The sequence below is a fragment of the Enterobacter cloacae complex sp. 397G4 genome, from assembly GCF_050031515.1.
GTDB lineage: Bacteria > Pseudomonadota > Gammaproteobacteria > Enterobacterales > Enterobacteriaceae > Enterobacter > Enterobacter hormaechei_C.
This window is the reverse complement of record NZ_JBLGWE010000001.1, coordinates 4897392-4913743: the sequence shown is the minus strand read 5'-3', so window position 1 is coordinate 4913743 and position 16352 is coordinate 4897392. Positions and strand designations below refer to the sequence as shown.

Below are 16352 nucleotides of genomic sequence, written 5' to 3'. Positions count from 1 at the left end.
GGCGGACTCCACTCGAACAATAAAAGAAAACTATTGAATATTCATGATTGTTGGCGCACATCGACATGACCCCATCAGGGTGATGTGCGAACCGCTATCTGCGGTTATACACGCTATCGTTGATACAACCTGAACGATGTTGTGTTTATGCCCGACCAGGATCGCTGGATCCCGATCGGGACCGCGGATCATAGCCTAAACTGAGCCAGAGATCTTCTGTTTCTCACAGATTCTTCCCGATTTATCCACAGGAAGATCCGGAATCGGGTAAGTGTAAACGATCCTGACGCGAGTGCCTCGCGATTTAGGCCGCATATTGGAAAATTTAATGAGCACAGACAATTTTTGGCTTAAATGATCTAACGAAGATCCGGGACGATCCTTGCGCTTTATCGTTGAGCCCGTATAATCCTCGACCCGGCGCGTGATGCTCATCTTCCTGCGTCGTCCGCTGCTCATTTTCCACGCGAAAACGTGCGGAAATACACAGGGATTTAAGGAAAGAGAATTGACTCCGGAGTGTACAATTATTACAATCCGGCCTCTTTAATCACCCACGGCTTCGGCGTCCGTCATTCGAAACTCGGTCGGGCATCCGCAAAAGTCATGAATTTTTTCAAGTTTAGGTAGAAATCGCCATGAAACGCACTTTTCAACCGTCTGTACTGAAGCGCAACCGTTCTCACGGCTTCCGTGCTCGTATGGCTACTAAAAATGGTCGTCAGGTTCTGGCACGTCGTCGTGCTAAAGGCCGCGCTCGTCTGACCGTTTCCAAGTAATAAAGCTAACCCCTGAGTGGTTAAGCTCGCATTTCCCAGGGAGTTACGTTTGTTAACTCCCACTCATTTCACTTTCGTCTTCCAGCAGCCATTACGGGCTGGCACGCCGCAAATCACCATCCTCGGCCGCCAAAATTCGCTGGGGCATCCCCGCATCGGTCTCACAGTCGCCAAGAAAAACGTTAAGCGTGCGCATGAACGCAACCGGATTAAACGTCTGACGCGTGAAAGCTTCCGTTTACGTCAGCACGAACTGCCTTCAATGGATTTCGTGGTGGTGGCTAAAAAAGGGGTTGCCGACCTCGATAACCGTGCTCTCTCGGAAGCGTTGGAAAAATTATGGCGCCGCCACTGTCGCCTGGCTCGCGGGTCCTGATAGCCCTCATTCGGGTCTATCAACGCCTGATTAGTCCGCTACTCGGGCCACACTGCCGTTTCACGCCAACATGCTCAAGCTACGGAATTGAGGCATTGCGCAGGTTTGGAGTGATAAAAGGCAGTTGGTTGACGGTGAAACGCGTATTAAAATGCCACCCTTTACACCCAGGTGGAGACGACCCCGTCCCTCCAGGACCTTTTGATACCAGAGAACACTAACGATGGATTCGCAACGCAATCTTCTTATCATCGCTTTGTTGTTCGTGTCTTTCATGATCTGGCAGGCATGGGAGCAGGATAAAAATCCTCAACCCCAGCAGCAGACCACGCAGACCACGACCACCGCAGCGGGTAGCGCCGCCGACCAGGGCGTACCGGCCAGTGGCCAGGGGAAACAGATTACGGTTAAGACCGATGTGCTTGAGCTGACTATCAACACCCGTGGTGGTGATGTTGAGCAGGCGCTGCTGTTGACCTACCCGAAAGAGCTGAAGTCTACCGAACCGTTCCAGTTACTGGAAACTACGCCTGAATTTATCTACCAGGCGCAGAGCGGCCTGACCGGTCGTGATGGCCCGGATAACCCGGCTAACGGTGCGCGTCCACTGTATAACGTCGAGAATGACACGTTTGTGCTGGCTGATGGTCAGAACGAACTGGTTATCCCGATGACCTACACCGACGCGGCAGGCAACACCTTCACCAAAACCTTCACCCTGAAACGCGGTGAGTATGCGGTGAACGTGGGCTACAGCGTACAGAACGCCGGTGCGAAACCACTGGAAATCTCTACCTTTGGTCAGCTGAAGCAGTCCATCAATCTGCCGTCTCACCGTGACACCGGAAGCAGCAACTTTGCGCTGCATACCTTCCGTGGCGCGGCTTACTCCACGCCAGATACCAAGTACGAGAAATACAAATTCGACACCATTGCCGATAACGAAAACCTGAACGTCAGCTCTAAAGGCGGTTGGGTCGCAATGCTGCAACAGTATTTCGCGACGGCGTGGGTACCGAATAACGACGGTACGAACAACTTCTACACCGCGAACCTCGGCAACGGTATTGCAGCCATCGGCTACAAATCTCAGCCGGTTCTGGTGCAGCCGGGTCAAACCGGTAAACTGGCAAGCACCCTGTGGGTCGGCCCGGAAATCCAGGACAAAATGGCTGCCGTTGCGCCGCACCTGGATCTGACCGTCGATTACGGTTGGTTGTGGTTCATCTCTCAGCCGCTGTTTAAGCTGCTGAAGTTCATCCACAGCTTCCTGGGTAACTGGGGCTTCTCCATCATCGTTATCACCTTTATCGTTCGTGGCATCATGTACCCGCTGACTAAAGCGCAGTACACCTCCATGGCGAAGATGCGTATGCTACAGCCGAAGATTCAGGCTATGCGTGAGCGTCTGGGCGATGACAAACAGCGTCAGAGCCAGGAGATGATGGCCCTGTATAAAGCAGAGAAAGTGAACCCACTGGGTGGTTGCTTCCCGCTGCTGATTCAGATGCCAATCTTCCTTGCGCTGTACTACATGCTGATGGGTTCCGTTGAGCTGCGCCACGCACCGTTCGCTCTGTGGATCCATGACCTGTCCGCACAGGACCCGTACTACATCCTGCCGATCCTGATGGGCGTGACGATGTTCTTCATTCAGAAGATGTCTCCGACCACCGTGACCGACCCGATGCAGCAGAAGATCATGACCTTTATGCCGGTCATCTTCACCGTGTTCTTCCTGTGGTTCCCGTCAGGTCTGGTGCTGTACTATATCGTCAGCAACCTGGTGACCATCATCCAGCAGCAGCTGATTTACCGTGGTCTGGAAAAACGTGGCCTGCATAGCCGCGAAAAGAAAAAGTCCTGATTCGGTAACTTAACGCTAAAATAAGGGCGGTCGATTGACCGCCTTTTTTATTTGTATTGAACGAGAGCAACCATGAGCCATAACGACACTATCGTCGCCCAGGCAACCCCACCGGGACGCGGTGGTGTAGGCATTCTGCGCATCTCCGGCCTGAAGGCGCGTGAGGTGGCCGAAGCGGTGCTGGGTAAACTGCCAAAGCCGCGCTACGCTGATTATCTGCCGTTTAAGGATGCCGACGGCACACCGCTGGACCAGGGCATCGCGCTGTGGTTCCCCGGCCCAAACTCCTTTACCGGCGAAGATGTGCTGGAGCTTCAGGGTCACGGCGGCCCGGTGATCCTCGACCTGCTGTTAAAACGTATTCTGACCCTGCCTGGCCTGCGCATTGCAAAGCCGGGTGAGTTCTCCGAGCGTGCTTTCCTCAACGATAAGCTCGACCTGGCGCAGGCCGAGGCGATTGCCGACCTGATCGACGCCAGTTCCGAACAGGCAGCCCGCTCCGCGCTGAACTCGTTGCAGGGGGCATTTTCCGCACGCGTGAATCACCTTGTGGAAGCACTTACTCACCTGCGAATCTATGTCGAAGCGGCTATCGACTTCCCGGACGAGGAGATCGACTTCCTCTCAGACGGTAAAATTGAAGCTCAGCTCAATCAGGTGATGAACGATCTCGATGCCGTTCGCGCCGAAGCGCGCCAGGGCAGCCTGCTACGTGAAGGAATGAAGGTGGTGATTGCTGGTCGCCCCAATGCCGGAAAATCGAGCCTGCTGAACGCCCTGGCGGGCCGTGAAGCGGCGATCGTGACCGACATAGCCGGCACCACCCGCGATGTCCTGCGCGAGCATATCCATATCGACGGCATGCCGCTGCACATCATCGACACCGCTGGCCTGCGCGATGCGAGCGATGAAGTCGAGCGTATCGGTATCGAACGCGCCTGGCAGGAGATCGAGCAGGCCGACCGCGTGCTGTTTATGGTGGACGGCACGACAACCGACGCCGTTGACCCGGCTGAAATCTGGCCAGACTTTATCGCCCGTCTCCCGGCTAAACTGCCGATCACCGTGGTCCGCAACAAGGCCGACGTTACCGGCGAAACGCTGGGCATCAGCGATGTGAATGGTCACTCACTTATTCGCCTGTCGGCCCGTACCGGTGAAGGCGTGGAAGCCCTGCGTAGCCATCTCAAACAGAGCATGGGCTTCGACACCAGTATGGAGGGCGGCTTCCTGGCACGTCGTCGTCACTTGCAGGCGCTGGAAGAGGCGGCTCGCCACCTTGAGCAGGGTAAAGCCCAGCTGATCGGCGCGTGGGCCGGTGAACTGCTGGCGGAAGAGCTGCGTCTGGCGCAGCAGAACCTGAGCGAGATCACCGGGGAGTTTACGTCGGACGATCTGCTGGGACGGATTTTCTCGAGCTTCTGCATTGGTAAGTAATTCCCGTTAATACAGGGTGATTTCCTCCAGGGAAATCACCATTGTCCAAATGGCAACTCGCTTAATCCCTCCACGCCCCCTATCCTGCTTGCCTGCATCTATGGGGGATTTATGGCTCGTTTTCTGTTCTGTAGTTTTGCGCTGGTTCTGCTGTATCCGTCCGGCATTGATATGTATCTGGTGGGGCTACCGCATATTGCCCGCGATCTGGGCGCCAGCGAGGCGCAACTGCACATCGCGTTTTCGGCCTACCTCGCGGGAATGGCGTCGTCGATGGTATTTGCCGGGAAAATCGCGGATAAAGCAGGCCGTCAGCCCGTCGCCATTACGGGTGCAGTTATCTTTGCGCTGGCATCAGTACTGTCTTCAGTAGCTCAGGAAAGCACAATGTTCCTGTCAGGCCGTTTTATCCAGGGCATTGGCGCGGGTGGCTGTTACGTGGTGGCGTTTGCTATTCTTCGCGATACCTTAAGCGCCCAGCGCCGCGCTAAAGTGCTGTCGATGCTGAACGGCATTACCTGCATCATCCCGGTGCTGGCACCGGTTGTAGGCTACCTGATTATGCTTAAATTTCCGTGGCAGAGTCTTTTCTGGACCATGGCCGCAATGGGCGCCATCGTCTTTATCCTGTCCGTGACGGTGCTGAAAGAGACCCATCCCGGTTCGCAACAGCCATATCACACCGCAACCCTCCATCCGGCTGAAAAGCTGATGAATCGCTTTTTCCTGAGTCGGCTGACAATCACCACGCTTAGCGTGGCGGTGATCCTCACCTATGTAAACGTTTCCCCGGTGTTGCTGATGGAGACGATGGGCTTCGATCGCGGTGAGTATTCGACGGTGATGGCGCTAACCGCGATGGTGAGCATGGCGGTTTCATTCTCCACGCCCTTTGCGCTCAACATCTTCCGCCAGCGCACGCTGATGCTCACCTCACAGACGCTGTTCCTCGCCGCAGGCGTGATCCTGGCGACCGCCACCTCACACGCTGTAATGCTGGTGGGCATTACTCTGATCTGCGCCGGATTCTCCGTCGGCTTTGGTGTGGCGATGAGTCAGGCACTTGGCCCGTTTTCATTGCGGGCAGGCGTGGCAAGCTCGGTGCTGGGCATTGCGCAGGTCTGCGGTTCGTCACTATGGATTTGGCTGGCGGCGGTGATCGGCCTTAACGCGCTGAATATGCTGATCGGGGTTCTGATTGGCTGTAGCATACTCTGCATTACCTTACTTATGGTCATCCAGCCCGCGGCGCACTATGAAGAAGCCCATCAGCAGTCTCGATCTTAATCTTTTACTTTGCCTGCAACTTTTGTTGCAGGAGCGCAGCGTCACCAAAGCCGCGAAGCGGATGAACGTGACGCCGTCCGCGGTGAGTAAATCGCTGGCGAAGCTGCGCGACTGGTTCGACGATCCGCTGTTTGTGAAAACGCCTTTAGGGCTATTGCCCACGCCGCTGACGGTGAGTCTGGAACAGGATTTGGCCGACTGGATGCAGATTGGCAACCAGATCCTCGATAAATTCCACCATAGCTCTCCTGGCGGGCTTAAGTTTGTGCTCGCCGCCGAAACACCGCTGATGCTGATCCGCTTTAATACCCTGCTGGAGCAGGTGAATGAACGCTACCCACAGGCGACGGTGAAGCTGCGCCAATGGGATTACGATTCGCTGGACGCCATTACGCGCGGAGAAGTGGATCTGGGCTTCACCGGGCGTGAAACGCACCCTCGCTCGCGCGAACTGCTAAAGCTGATGCCATGGTTTATCGACTACGAAATCCTGTTCAGTGACCGTCCGTGCGTGTATTTGCGCGAGGATCATCCCGCGCTCCAGGAAGCATGGGATCTGGAGACGTTTCTGCGCTACCCGCATATCAGCATCTTCTGGGAACGCAGCGACACCTGGGCGCTCGATGAGGTGCTAAGAGAGATGGGTCGGGAGCGTAACATCGCCATGAGTTTGCCCGGTTTTGAACAGTCGATGTTTATGGCGGCCCAGCCGGATCACAACTACATTGCCACTGCGCCGCACTACTGCCATCACTACAATCAACTCCACCAGCGTAATCTGGTCTGTCTGCCCATTCCCATCGATGAGGCGCAGGCAGAAAAGCTCACCGTCCCCTTCACGCTGATCTGGCATAAACGGAACAGCCATAATCCGAAAATCCTCTGGCTGCGCGAGACGATCAAAGCGCTGTATACCGCACCAGGTCAGGTTTTTGCCTAAGATAATGTAAAGTTCGGTGCTCAGGCTTCTCTTATTTCCATTTACTGATTAAAACAGAAGCTGAGTTAAGCGATAATCATGTAACCGTTTAACCGACTACGACCATTATCAAGGAGCGAAAAATGGCTACGCACTTTGCACGAGGAACATTAACGGAAGGGCATCTCGTATCGGCCAGACTTTCTTCAGCCTGTCACAATGAGGCGCTCAAACTACCTGAACACCGCAGGACGCGGTTTTTAGCTTCCAGAGCGCTCCTCGCAGAACTGCTTTTTATGCTCTACGGCACCAGCGAATTACCGGACATACTCACCCAGCCAGAAGGTCGTCCGGTTTTTGCGGACCCGGCACTCCCCCATTTTTCCATTGCGTACACCGGCAACATTGTTGGCGTCGCGCTGACGACGGAAGGTGATTGCGGCCTGGATATGGAGCTACAACGCGTCACGCGCAGCTTCCATGGTGCTAACGCGCTCGATGAATACCCGCTCTCCAGCAATGAAAAGCTGTGGATACGTAACCAGAACGACCCCGTTGAAGCCAGAGCGCAGCTCATCACCCTTCGCCAGAGCATCCGCAAACTGAGCGGCGCGGCGTCAGACGACGCCAGCCTGTTGCAGCTGCTCCCCGGCTCCGGACGCCTGCGCGCGACAAAAGCCTCGCTGGTAGAGGCGCTCTGCGACGCTGAGGACGTACTGATCTGGTCCGTTGCGGTGACCCCCGCCATCGAACGGCTGAAAATCTGGGAGTTTGACAGCACTCGCGGTTGGCGTAGTCTTCCGGATGTACCTGAGCGCGCCAACGAGCCCGCCGCGCGCCTGATGCGATTAACCAGTTTACCGGCAGAAAAAGCATACACCCATAGCTGATCCGTCCAGGATCATCATGATGAAACAGGAGTAATCATGTCTGATACGTTGAAAGTTGTTACGTTACTGGGAAGCCTGCGCAAAGGTTCTTTTAACGGGATGGTTGCCCGTACGCTGCCGCAGCTGGCGCCTGCGGGAATGGAGATCAGTGCCCTGCCGTCCATTGGCGACATCCCGCTTTATGATGCTGACGTTCAGCAGGAAGAAGGGTTCCCGCAGAGTGTGGAAGCGATAGCCGAGCAAATCCGTCAGGCTGACGGCGTGGTGATTGTGACGCCTGAATATAACTACTCGGTGCCGGGTGGTCTGAAGAACGCCATTGACTGGCTGTCCCGTTTACCGGAGCAGCCGCTGTCTGGTAAACCTGTGCTGATCCAGACCAGCTCAATGGGCGCCATCGGCGGCGCGCGCTGCCAGTATCACCTGCGTCAGATCCTGGTGTTCCTGGATGCGATGGTGATGAACAAGCCGGAATTTATGGGCGGCGTGATTCAGAACAAGGTCGACCCGCAGACGGGTGAAGTGGTGGATCAGAGTACGCGTGACCATCTCTCTGGCCAGCTGACCGCGTTTGGGGATTATATTAAGCGGGTGAAGGCCTGATAAAAAAGCCCGGTGGCGCTAGCGCTTACCGGGCCTACACTCGTCAGTAGGTCAGGTAAGCGAAGCGCCACCTGACACCACCAGCATCTTAGTGTGCATCAATAAACACAATCTTCAGCACAAACAGCAGCGCCACAATAATCACGCACGGGCTAAGTTCGCGGAAGCGGCCGGTACCGATCTTCATCACGCAGTAAGAGATAAAGCCCAGCGCGATACCTTCGGTGATCGAGAAGCTGAACGGCATCATCACCGCGGTAATAAATGCCGGAACGGCTTCCGTCAGATCTTCCCACTTCACGCGCGCCAGGCTTGAGGTCATCAGCACGCCGACGTAGATCAGCGCGCCGGCTGCCGCGTATGGTGGCACCATCCCCGCCAGCGGAGAGAGGAAGATCACCAGCAGGAACAGCAGACCCACAACTACCGCAGTCAGGCCGGTACGACCGCCCACGGACACACCGGAAGAGGATTCAATGTAAGCGGTAACAGACGAGGTACCGATGAAAGAGCCAGCAACGGAAGAGATGCTATCCACATACAGCGCCTGCTTCATGCGCGGGAATTTGCCTTTTTCATCTGCCAGACCCGCTTTGTCGGTCACGCCAATCAGCGTACCGGAGGAGTCAAACAGGTTGACCAGCATGAAGGAGAAAATCACCCCGGCCAGTCCCAGGTTCAGCGAGCCCGCCAGATCAACGTGGCCAATCACGGTAGAGACGCTCGGTGGCGCAGAGACGATACCGCTGTAATGCACGTCACCCAGCATCCAGCCCAGCAGCGTGGTCACAATGATAGAGACCAGCACCGCAGCATGGATGTTGCGCGATGCCAGGATCGCGATGATAAAGAAGCCCAGCACGCCCAGCAGCACGCTGTGAGAGGTCAGGTTACCAATGCTCACCAGCGTTTCCGGGTTCGCCACGATAACGCCAGCGTTTTTCAGCCCCATCATGCCGATGAACAGACCGATACCGCTGGTGATGCCCACGCGCAGGCTCACGGGAATGTTCGCAATCATCCAGTAGCGCACGCGGAAGATGGTCAGCAGCAGCAGGCCGACCGCGCCCCAGAAAATAGCGCCCATCCCAACCTGCCACGGCAAGCCCATCGCCTGAACCACCACGAACGCAAAGAACGCATTCAGACCCATTGCCGGGGCCAGCGCCACGGGCAGATTAGCGAAAACGCCCATCAGGATGCTGCCAAGGGCCGCGATCAGACAGGTGGTTACAAAGACGGCGCTGGTGTCCATGCCAGCTACGCCCAGAATTTGCGGGTTAACGAAAACGATATAGACCATCGTCAGGAAGGTAGTAAAACCGGCGATCACTTCGGTGCGTGCCGTTGTGCCGTGCTCGCGCAGTTTGAACACGCGCTCAAGCAGCCCCTGACCAGATGTCTGGGTAGTGTGTTGTTGACTCATCATCAATTTCCGAACAAGGAGGGAAAATTCGTCGCTATCCTATACCAAAATGCGACAATAGTGGCGGTTACGGGATACTTTTTTCATTGATTTTGCTTATACGGCAACGATTGCGTCCCGGTGAACTGCCGTACGAAAACGTTAAACTTGTTAAAAGGGAAAGGCATGTCCGGAATTGAAGCGGTATTTTTCGACTGTGACGGTACGCTGGTCGACAGTGAGGTCATTTGTTCCCGCGCGTATGTCGCCATGTTCCATGAATTTGGTATTACGCTCGATCTCGAAGAGGTGTTCAAACGCTTTAAGGGCGTGAAGCTGTACGAGATCATCGACATCATTAACGAAGAGCACGGGGTGGATCTGGTGAAAGCGGATCTGGAACCGGTGTACCGCGCCGAGGTCGCACGCCTCTTCGACGCCGAGCTGGAAGTTATCGCCGGCGCTAACGCGCTGCTGGATGCGATGACGGTGCCAATCTGCGTGGTCTCTAACGGCCCGGTCAGCAAAATGCAGCACTCGCTCGGCAAGCTGGAGATGTTGCACCACTTCCCGGAAAAACTGTTCAGCGGCTACGATATCCAGCGCTGGAAGCCCGATCCGGCGCTGATGTTCCACGCGGCGAAGGCGATGAACGTCAACGTGGAGAACTGCATTCTGGTGGATGACTCATCTGCCGGCGCGCAGTCAGGGATTGATGCGGGGATGGAGGTGTTTTACTTCTGCGCCGATCCGCACAACAAGCCGATCGACCATCCAAAAGTGACAACCTTTACCGATCTGGCGCAGCTGCCAGCGTTGTGGAAGGCGCGCGGGTGGGATATTACGCGTTGAATTAACGTAGGGCGGGTAAGCGTTAGCGCCACCCGCCACACATATCACTCTTTCGGATCTTTACCCGCCAGCAGCTTGTCCAGCTCGTCGCCGCCCACGTGTCGGAAATCCTGCCCCTTCACGAAATAGAAAATGTATTCGCAAATGTTCTGGCAACGGTCACCGATACGCTCGATGGAGCGCGCACAGAACAGCGCGGTCAGTACGCTTGGAATGGTACGAGAATCTTCCATCATGTAGGTCATCAGCTGACGCACAATGCCTTCGTATTCCTGGTCAACTTTCTTGTCTTCACGGTAGATACGGACCGCTTCGTCCAGATCCATGCGCGCGAAAGCGTCCAGCACGTCGTGCAGCATCTGCACGGTGTGGCGCCCGAGAGACTCCAGGCTCACCAGCAGCGGCTGGTGCTGCTGGGAGAATTTCTCCAGCGCGGTACGGCAGATTTTATCCGCCACGTCACCGATACGCTCCAGCTCGGCGATGGTTTTGATGATCGCCATCACCAGACGCAGGTCGCTCGCCGTCGGCTGACGCTTCGCAATGATGCGCACGCAGGCTTCGTCGATGGCGACTTCCATCATATTGACGTTGTGGTCGCCTTCAATAACGCGCTTCGCCAGCTCGCTGTCCTGGTTGTGCATCGCCGTGATCGCGTCAGAAAGCTGCTGCTCGACCATGCCGCCCATGGTCATCACCTGGGTGCGAATGCTTTCCAGCTCTGCGTTAAACTGGCCGGAAATGTGTTTATTAAGATTGAGGTTGTCCATGGTTTCTCCACATGCACTAAGGCAAATCAACCGTAGCGGCCAGTAATATAATCTTCGGTTTGTTTCTTCGCCGGACGAGTGAACAGCGCGTCCGTATCGCTGAACTCAATCAACTCGCCCAGATACATAAACGCCGTGTGGTCAGAACAACGTGCAGCCTGCTGCATGTTGTGGGTCACGATCACCACGGTGTAATCCTGCTTCAGCTCGGTGATCAGCTCTTCGATACGCCCGGTTGAGATCGGGTCCAGGGCTGAGCACGGCTCATCCAGCAGCAAGACTTCCGGGCGAATGGCGATACCGCGCGCAATGCACAGACGCTGCTGCTGACCACCGGAGAGAGAGTACCCGCTCTGGTGAAGTTTATCTTTGGTTTCGTTCCATAATGCGGCCTTGGTCAATGCCCACTGCACGCGCTCGTCCATATCCGCACGGGAGAGCTTCTCAAACAGACGCACACCAAAGGCGATGTTGTCATAGATCGACATCGGGAACGGCGTGGGTTTCTGGAATACCATCCCCACTTTCGCACGCAGCAGGGCGATATCCTGGGTATTGGTCAGGATGTTGTCACCGTCCAGCAGAATTTCACCTTCTGCGCGCTGCTCCGGATAGAGCGAATACATTTTGTTAAAGGTGCGCAGCAGCGTGGATTTGCCACAGCCGGACGGACCGATGAATGCCGTTACCTGGTTCTTCGCGATATCCAGGTTGATATTCTTCAGGGCATGGAATTTGCCGTAGTAGAAGTTCAAATCACGAACCTGAATCTTACCCGGGGCAGTATCAACCATACTCATTGACTCATTTCCTCATTCGGCGCCGCGATGTGCCGCGCCGTAAAAATTTAACCGTGTTTCTTCTTCGCGAAAATGACGCGCGCCAGAATGTTCAGCAACAGTACGCAAAGGGTGATGATCAGCACCCCGGCCCAGGCCAGCTGCTGCCATTCCGCGAATGGGCTCATCGCAAATTTAAAGATCGTCACCGGCAGGTTGGCGATCGGCTGCATCATGTCCGTGCTCCAGAACTGATTGGAGAGGGCGGTAAACAGCAGCGGTGCGGTTTCACCGGCGATACGGGCGATAGCCAGCAGGATACCGGTCATGATCCCCGAGACGGACGCTTTCAGGGTGATAGCCGAAATCATCTTCCATTTAGGCGTACCCAGCGCGTAAGCCGCTTCACGCAGGCTGTCCGGCACCAGTTTCAGCATGTTTTCAGTGGTACGAATAACGATAGGCACCTGCAACAGCGCCAGCGCAATCACACCCGCCCAGCCGGAGAAGTGTTCCATTTGCGCCACCACGATGGTGTAAACAAACAGACCCACGACAATCGACGGGGCAGAAAGCAGAATGTCGTTAATGAAGCGGATGACTTCAGCGATCCAGGACTTGCGGCCATATTCCGCCAGATAGATACCCGCCATGATGCCCAACGGCGTACCGAAAACGGTCGCCCACAGGATCAGCAGGCCGCTGCCCGCCAGAGCGTTTGCCAGACCACCACCCGCCGTGTTCGGCGGCGGCGTCATCTCGGTGAACAGCGCCAGGGACATTCCATCAATACCCCGGGTGATGGTGGACATCAGGATCCAGATCAGCCAGAACAGGCCGAACGCCATCGTCGCCATGGAAAGCGTCAACGCAATGCGGTTTTTAATCCGGCGCTTTGACTGCATTTTGCGACGGGATTCCGCAAGCTGAGCGGTGTTTTGCATGTCGAGAGTCGCCATTAGCGTGCCCCCTCGTTTTTAGCCAGACGCATAATCATCAGCTTGGAGATAGCCAGCACAATAAAGGTGATAATAAACAGGATCAGACCCAGTTCCATCAGCGCGGCGACGTGCAGCCCGGATTCCGCTTCGGCAAATTCGTTCGCCAGCGCAGAGGTAATACTGTTCCCCGGCATATAAAGCGAGGCGCTGTCGAGCTGGTAGGTGTTGCCGATGATAAAGGTGACCGCCATGGTTTCACCCAGCGCGCGGCCTAAGCCCAGCATAATGCCGCCAATCACCCCATTTTTGGTGAACGGAAGGACGATGCGCCAGATAACTTCCCAAGTGGTGCAGCCGATGCCGTAGGCGGACTCTTTCATCATCACCGGGGTTTGTTCGAAGACATCGCGCATGACCGCCGCAATGTACGGAATAATCATGATGGCGAGGATCACACCTGCCGCCAGAATGCCGATACCGAATGCCGGGCCGGAGAACAGCGCCCCCACAAACGGAATGGCAGAGAGAACGTTACCGACCGGCTCCTGGAAGTACGTCGCAAACAGCGGCGCGAAGATAAACAGGCCCCACATGCCGTAAACGATACTTGGGATGGCCGCCAGCAGTTCAATGGCGATACCCAGCGGACGTCGCAGCCAGCCTGGCGCCAGTTCCGTCAGGAACAGGGCAATACCAAAGCTCACCGGAACCGCAATCAGCAGGGCGATAAAAGAGGTCACCAGCGTGCCGTAAATCGGCACCAGCGCACCATAAATATCGTTCGGCGCATCCCACTCTTTGGTCCACAGGAAGGCGAAACCAAATTTTTGAATGCTCGGCCAGGAGGAGAAAATCAGGGACACGATAATGCCGCCCAGCAGCAATAGCACAATCAGCGCAGCCAGTTTCACCAGCGCGCTGAAAATCATGTCACCTTTTTTACCCGGAGGGTTAAATGCAGGCTTGGTTGCAGCCATAAATTACTCTTCTGTTTGAGACGTTTTTACGAATATGCCCGGCGGCGCTGACGCTTACCGGGCCTACAGAGTAAACCGTAGGGCGGGTAAGCGCAGCGCCACCCGCCATCTTCGTTAAATATATCCTGTTAGTACAGCGCTTTACCGCTGCTGTCTTTCACGTTGGTTTTCCATGCAGCACGGATCTGCTCAACCACGCTGTCTGGCAGGCTGGCGTAATCCAGATCGTTAGCCTGTTTGCCGCCATTTTTATATGCCCAGTCGAAGAACTTCAGCACTTCAGCACCCTGCTCAGGCTTCTTCTGCTCTTTGTGGACCAGAATGAAGGTGGTAGACGTGATAGGCCATGCATCGTCGCCTTTCTGGTTGGTCAGGTCCTGCGCGAAGGATTTGCTCCAGTCAGCGCCTTTCGCGGCGTTGGCGAAGTTCTCTTCGGTCGGGCTAACCGGTTTGCCGTCGGCAGAAACCAGTTTGGTGTAAGCCAGGTTGTTCTGCTTAGCGTAAGCGTATTCTACGTAACCGATGGAGCCTGGCAGACGCTGTACGAAGGCTGCGATACCGTCGTTGCCTTTACCGCCCAGACCGGTTGGCCAGTTAACGGTAGAGCCGGAACCGACTTTAGATTTCCACTCTTCGTTCACTTTCGCCAGGTAGCTGGTGAACACGAAAGAGGTACCAGAGCCGTCAGCACGACGAACCACCGCGATATTCTGCGAAGGCAGCTTAACGCCCGGGTTCAGCTTAGTGATGGCTTCGTCATCCCATTTTTTGATTTTGCCCAGGTAGATGTCACCCAGGGTTTTGCCGTCCAGCACCAGCTCGCCTGATTTCAGGCCAGGGATGTTAACAGCCAGCACAACGCCGCCGATCACGGTCGGGAACTGGAACAGGCCTTCCTGATTCAGTTTCTCATCAGACAGCGGAGCGTCGGATGCGCCGAAATCAACGGTATTCGCGGTAATTTGTTTTACGCCACCGGAGGAGCCGATACCCTGATAGTTGACCTTGTTACCGGTCTCTTTCTGGTAGGTATCCGCCCATTTGGCATACACCGGCGCAGGGAAGGTTGCACCAGCGCCAGTCAGGCTTGCTGCTGCAAAGGCAGAGAAAGCGCTCATTGATAAGGTCGCGGCGACAACAGTTGCGACAGTGGTACGCATAACTTTCATAATGTCTCCTGCAAGGATTTCGTAAATCATTGTTTAAGTGGCTACGATGAGCAAAATAGGACAAACAGGTGACAGATAAATGTACGAAATATGACAGTTTTATGACAAAGCCAGCGATGGATGTAACCACATGAAAAATAAAGCCATTAATTCACAGCATGGTCATATTTTTGTCATCTTTTTTGCAATGAATCAGTTTTAGCGTAGCTGATATGACAACGGCTGTCATAAACAGCCGTTGTCATTTTAATGAGCGATTTCAATCGTCAGAGTTGCCGTTGCATTGAACTGGCCTGGTTTGGGTCTCGCTCCTGTCGCGCTGGCAGGCGCGCTTGAAAATGTCAGCGTGCCCAGCGTATCCCCCATGATGTCGGGAATTTTAGTCGTTTCCGCTTCAAGGGCACCGCCATTCGTATTCACTTCCCGATTATATTTATCGTAGACTTTAATTCCTACGTCTTCGTTGTCCGTCGCAATCATCGAATTATCAGAAGCCACGGCTGAGGCATGCAGGGTTGCGTCGAGCTTGTCGTAGAACATCATATTGGTGCATTTGATGTTCACGGTACGAGTGATTTTGCGATCGGTCAGCGCTTTCCCTTTCGTCGACGAAAACTCTGACGCCAGGATTTTATTGAAATCAAAAACAATGGCCTGCCCCTCGTCAATCTCACAAGATTGAGGAACCGTCACTGTTCCCTGAACAATCACATCAGAAATAATCTCATTCGAAACAGTACGCGGGTCGATCGTGGCATAGATATTCGCCACCAGCGTCGCCGGGATCGTCATCACCCCGGTAAAGGCTTTTTTTACGTACAAATAGACCAGCCCCGAGCCGCCACTATAAAACGAGGTGGCAGAACTCACGCCGTTATGACATTGATAGGGAGTACCGGTTTTATTCGGCAGATGATCAAAAGGCACGGCCGTATAACCGACACCGAGTATGTAAACAAGCAAGCCAATATCAACGTTTTCATTCAGGTTAAAATAGGCGACATTGTTCCTGCTTCCCGCTGGCTCCAGCGCCGGATTAACGACGCTGGTTATATAGGTGTGATCGTAACTCTGATTCGGCCCGGTCAGACAATAGCAAGTACCTTTAAACGAGGTATTGTTGTTATTCACATCAATAAGCGTTGTCGTCCCGGCTATATTGTCCGTAATGGAAAACTGCTCTGTAAAATTGAGGTAGTTATGATATTTGCCATTGTCTGGCACACAATAACCGGTTGGGGCCGCATGCGCATAAAAGACGCAGGTCAGTAAGGCTAAAAGCCAGTATTGCAGTTTCATTT

At 54.8% G+C, this 16352-nt stretch carries 17 protein-coding genes; 10 read left to right on the top strand and 7 right to left on the bottom strand.

Annotated features, from left to right (window positions below):
- Positions 1 to 638 precede the first annotated feature (638 nt).
- From rpmH to ACQG1Y_RS23585, 9 genes are all read left to right on the top strand, one after another.
- The gene (gene rpmH, locus ACQG1Y_RS23625; RefSeq protein ID WP_000831330.1) at positions 639 to 779 is read left to right on the top strand and encodes a 50S ribosomal protein L34; all 141 of its coding nucleotides are present in this window, start codon (positions 639 to 641) and stop codon (positions 777 to 779) included.
- Positions 780 to 795: 16 nt separating this feature from the next.
- Complete coding sequence (gene rnpA, locus ACQG1Y_RS23620; RefSeq protein ID WP_006808764.1) at positions 796 to 1155, top strand: ribonuclease P protein component; 360 nt, start codon at positions 796 to 798, stop codon at positions 1153 to 1155.
- On the top strand, positions 1119 to 1376 hold the full coding sequence (gene yidD / locus ACQG1Y_RS23615; RefSeq protein WP_001307474.1) for a membrane protein insertion efficiency factor YidD: 258 nt from the start codon (positions 1119 to 1121) through the stop codon (positions 1374 to 1376). Before rnpA ends, yidD begins: the two co-directional genes overlap by 37 nt.
- A gap of 2 nt (positions 1377 to 1378) precedes the next feature.
- Entirely contained in the window at positions 1379 to 3022 is a 1644-nt protein-coding gene (gene yidC / locus ACQG1Y_RS23610) for a membrane protein insertase YidC (RefSeq protein ID WP_003861138.1), read from the top strand.
- A gap of 72 nt (positions 3023 to 3094) precedes the next feature.
- Positions 3095 to 4459: a tRNA uridine-5-carboxymethylaminomethyl(34) synthesis GTPase MnmE gene (mnmE, locus tag ACQG1Y_RS23605; protein ID WP_015570136.1), complete on the top strand. Its 1365-nt coding sequence runs from the start codon at positions 3095 to 3097 to the stop codon at positions 4457 to 4459.
- Between the two features lie 111 nt (positions 4460 to 4570).
- Entirely contained in the window at positions 4571 to 5746 is a 1176-nt protein-coding gene (locus tag ACQG1Y_RS23600; RefSeq protein WP_015570137.1) for an MFS transporter, read from the top strand.
- Positions 5715 to 6686 (top strand): HTH-type transcriptional regulator YidZ, encoded by a 972-nt coding sequence (gene yidZ, locus ACQG1Y_RS23595; RefSeq protein ID WP_017383702.1) that lies wholly within the window; start codon positions 5715 to 5717, stop codon positions 6684 to 6686. The genes ACQG1Y_RS23600 and yidZ overlap by 32 nt, the downstream gene beginning before the upstream one ends.
- 122 nt (positions 6687 to 6808) lie before the next feature.
- A complete protein-coding gene (locus ACQG1Y_RS23590) occupies positions 6809 to 7555 on the top strand; it encodes a 4'-phosphopantetheinyl transferase family protein (RefSeq protein ID WP_032103312.1) in 747 nt (248 codons plus the stop codon).
- A gap of 36 nt (positions 7556 to 7591) precedes the next feature.
- Positions 7592 to 8158: an NADPH-dependent FMN reductase gene (locus ACQG1Y_RS23585; RefSeq protein WP_003861147.1), complete on the top strand. Its 567-nt coding sequence runs from the start codon at positions 7592 to 7594 to the stop codon at positions 8156 to 8158.
- Positions 8159 to 8246: 88 nt separating this feature from the next.
- Here the strand turns inward: ACQG1Y_RS23585 and adeP are convergent, their stop codons facing one another.
- On the bottom strand, positions 8247 to 9584 hold the full coding sequence (gene adeP / locus ACQG1Y_RS23580; protein WP_137984248.1) for an adenine permease AdeP: 1338 nt from the start codon (positions 9582 to 9584) through the stop codon (positions 8247 to 8249).
- A 165-nt stretch (positions 9585 to 9749) separates the two neighbouring features.
- Here adeP and yieH point away from each other — a divergent pair, with 165 nt between their 5' ends.
- Positions 9750 to 10415, top strand: a complete 666-nt coding sequence (yieH, locus tag ACQG1Y_RS23575; RefSeq protein WP_023295655.1) for a 6-phosphogluconate phosphatase — start codon at positions 9750 to 9752, stop codon at positions 10413 to 10415.
- A gap of 44 nt (positions 10416 to 10459) precedes the next feature.
- Here yieH and phoU read toward each other — a convergent pair whose 3' ends face one another.
- The 6 genes from phoU to ACQG1Y_RS23545 all read right to left on the bottom strand — a co-directional run bounded on the left by phoU (position 10460) and on the right by ACQG1Y_RS23545 (position 16350).
- Positions 10460 to 11185, bottom strand: a complete 726-nt coding sequence (gene phoU, locus ACQG1Y_RS23570; RefSeq protein ID WP_003861153.1) for a phosphate signaling complex protein PhoU — start codon at positions 11183 to 11185, stop codon at positions 10460 to 10462.
- Positions 11186 to 11211: 26 nt separating this feature from the next.
- Positions 11212 to 11985, bottom strand: a complete 774-nt coding sequence (pstB, locus tag ACQG1Y_RS23565) for a phosphate ABC transporter ATP-binding protein PstB (protein ID WP_003861154.1) — start codon at positions 11983 to 11985, stop codon at positions 11212 to 11214.
- A gap of 47 nt (positions 11986 to 12032) precedes the next feature.
- Positions 12033 to 12923, bottom strand: coding sequence for a phosphate ABC transporter permease PstA (pstA, locus tag ACQG1Y_RS23560; RefSeq protein WP_003861156.1), 891 nt, complete (start codon positions 12921 to 12923; stop codon positions 12033 to 12035).
- Positions 12923 to 13882, bottom strand: a complete 960-nt coding sequence (gene pstC, locus ACQG1Y_RS23555; RefSeq protein ID WP_047741025.1) for a phosphate ABC transporter permease PstC — start codon at positions 13880 to 13882, stop codon at positions 12923 to 12925. Before pstC ends, pstA begins: the two co-directional genes overlap by 1 nt.
- Before the next feature lie 128 nt (positions 13883 to 14010).
- On the bottom strand, positions 14011 to 15051 hold the full coding sequence (gene pstS / locus ACQG1Y_RS23550; RefSeq protein ID WP_017383706.1) for a phosphate ABC transporter substrate-binding protein PstS: 1041 nt from the start codon (positions 15049 to 15051) through the stop codon (positions 14011 to 14013).
- A 246-nt stretch (positions 15052 to 15297) separates the two neighbouring features.
- Positions 15298 to 16350 (bottom strand): fimbrial protein, encoded by a 1053-nt coding sequence (locus ACQG1Y_RS23545; RefSeq protein WP_033487043.1) that lies wholly within the window; start codon positions 16348 to 16350, stop codon positions 15298 to 15300.
- Positions 16351 to 16352 lie beyond the last annotated feature (2 nt).

Coding starts and splice junctions, on each gene's coding strand:
- rpmH (WP_000831330.1), top strand. CDS start 639: ATGAAACGCACTTTTCAACCGTCTGTACTGAAGCGCAACCGTTCTCAC.
- yidD (WP_001307474.1), top strand. CDS start 1,119: ATGGCGCCGCCACTGTCGCCTGGCTCGCGGGTCCTGATAGCCCTCATT.
- yidC (WP_003861138.1), top strand. CDS start 1,379: ATGGATTCGCAACGCAATCTTCTTATCATCGCTTTGTTGTTCGTGTCT.
- mnmE (WP_015570136.1), top strand. CDS start 3,095: ATGAGCCATAACGACACTATCGTCGCCCAGGCAACCCCACCGGGACGC.
- ACQG1Y_RS23600 (WP_015570137.1), top strand. CDS start 4,571: ATGGCTCGTTTTCTGTTCTGTAGTTTTGCGCTGGTTCTGCTGTATCCG.
- yidZ (WP_017383702.1), top strand. CDS start 5,715: ATGAAGAAGCCCATCAGCAGTCTCGATCTTAATCTTTTACTTTGCCTG.
- ACQG1Y_RS23590 (WP_032103312.1), top strand. CDS start 6,809: ATGGCTACGCACTTTGCACGAGGAACATTAACGGAAGGGCATCTCGTA.
- ACQG1Y_RS23585 (WP_003861147.1), top strand. CDS start 7,592: ATGTCTGATACGTTGAAAGTTGTTACGTTACTGGGAAGCCTGCGCAAA.
- adeP (WP_137984248.1), bottom strand. CDS start 9,584: ATGAGTCAACAACACACTACCCAGACATCTGGTCAGGGGCTGCTTGAG.
- yieH (WP_023295655.1), top strand. CDS start 9,750: ATGTCCGGAATTGAAGCGGTATTTTTCGACTGTGACGGTACGCTGGTC.
- phoU (WP_003861153.1), bottom strand. CDS start 11,185: ATGGACAACCTCAATCTTAATAAACACATTTCCGGCCAGTTTAACGCA.
- pstB (WP_003861154.1), bottom strand. CDS start 11,985: ATGAGTATGGTTGATACTGCCCCGGGTAAGATTCAGGTTCGTGATTTG.
- pstA (WP_003861156.1), bottom strand. CDS start 12,923: ATGGCGACTCTCGACATGCAAAACACCGCTCAGCTTGCGGAATCCCGT.
- pstC (WP_047741025.1), bottom strand. CDS start 13,882: ATGGCTGCAACCAAGCCTGCATTTAACCCTCCGGGTAAAAAAGGTGAC.
- pstS (WP_017383706.1), bottom strand. CDS start 15,051: ATGAAAGTTATGCGTACCACTGTCGCAACTGTTGTCGCCGCGACCTTA.
- ACQG1Y_RS23545 (WP_033487043.1), bottom strand. CDS start 16,350: ATGAAACTGCAATACTGGCTTTTAGCCTTACTGACCTGCGTCTTTTAT.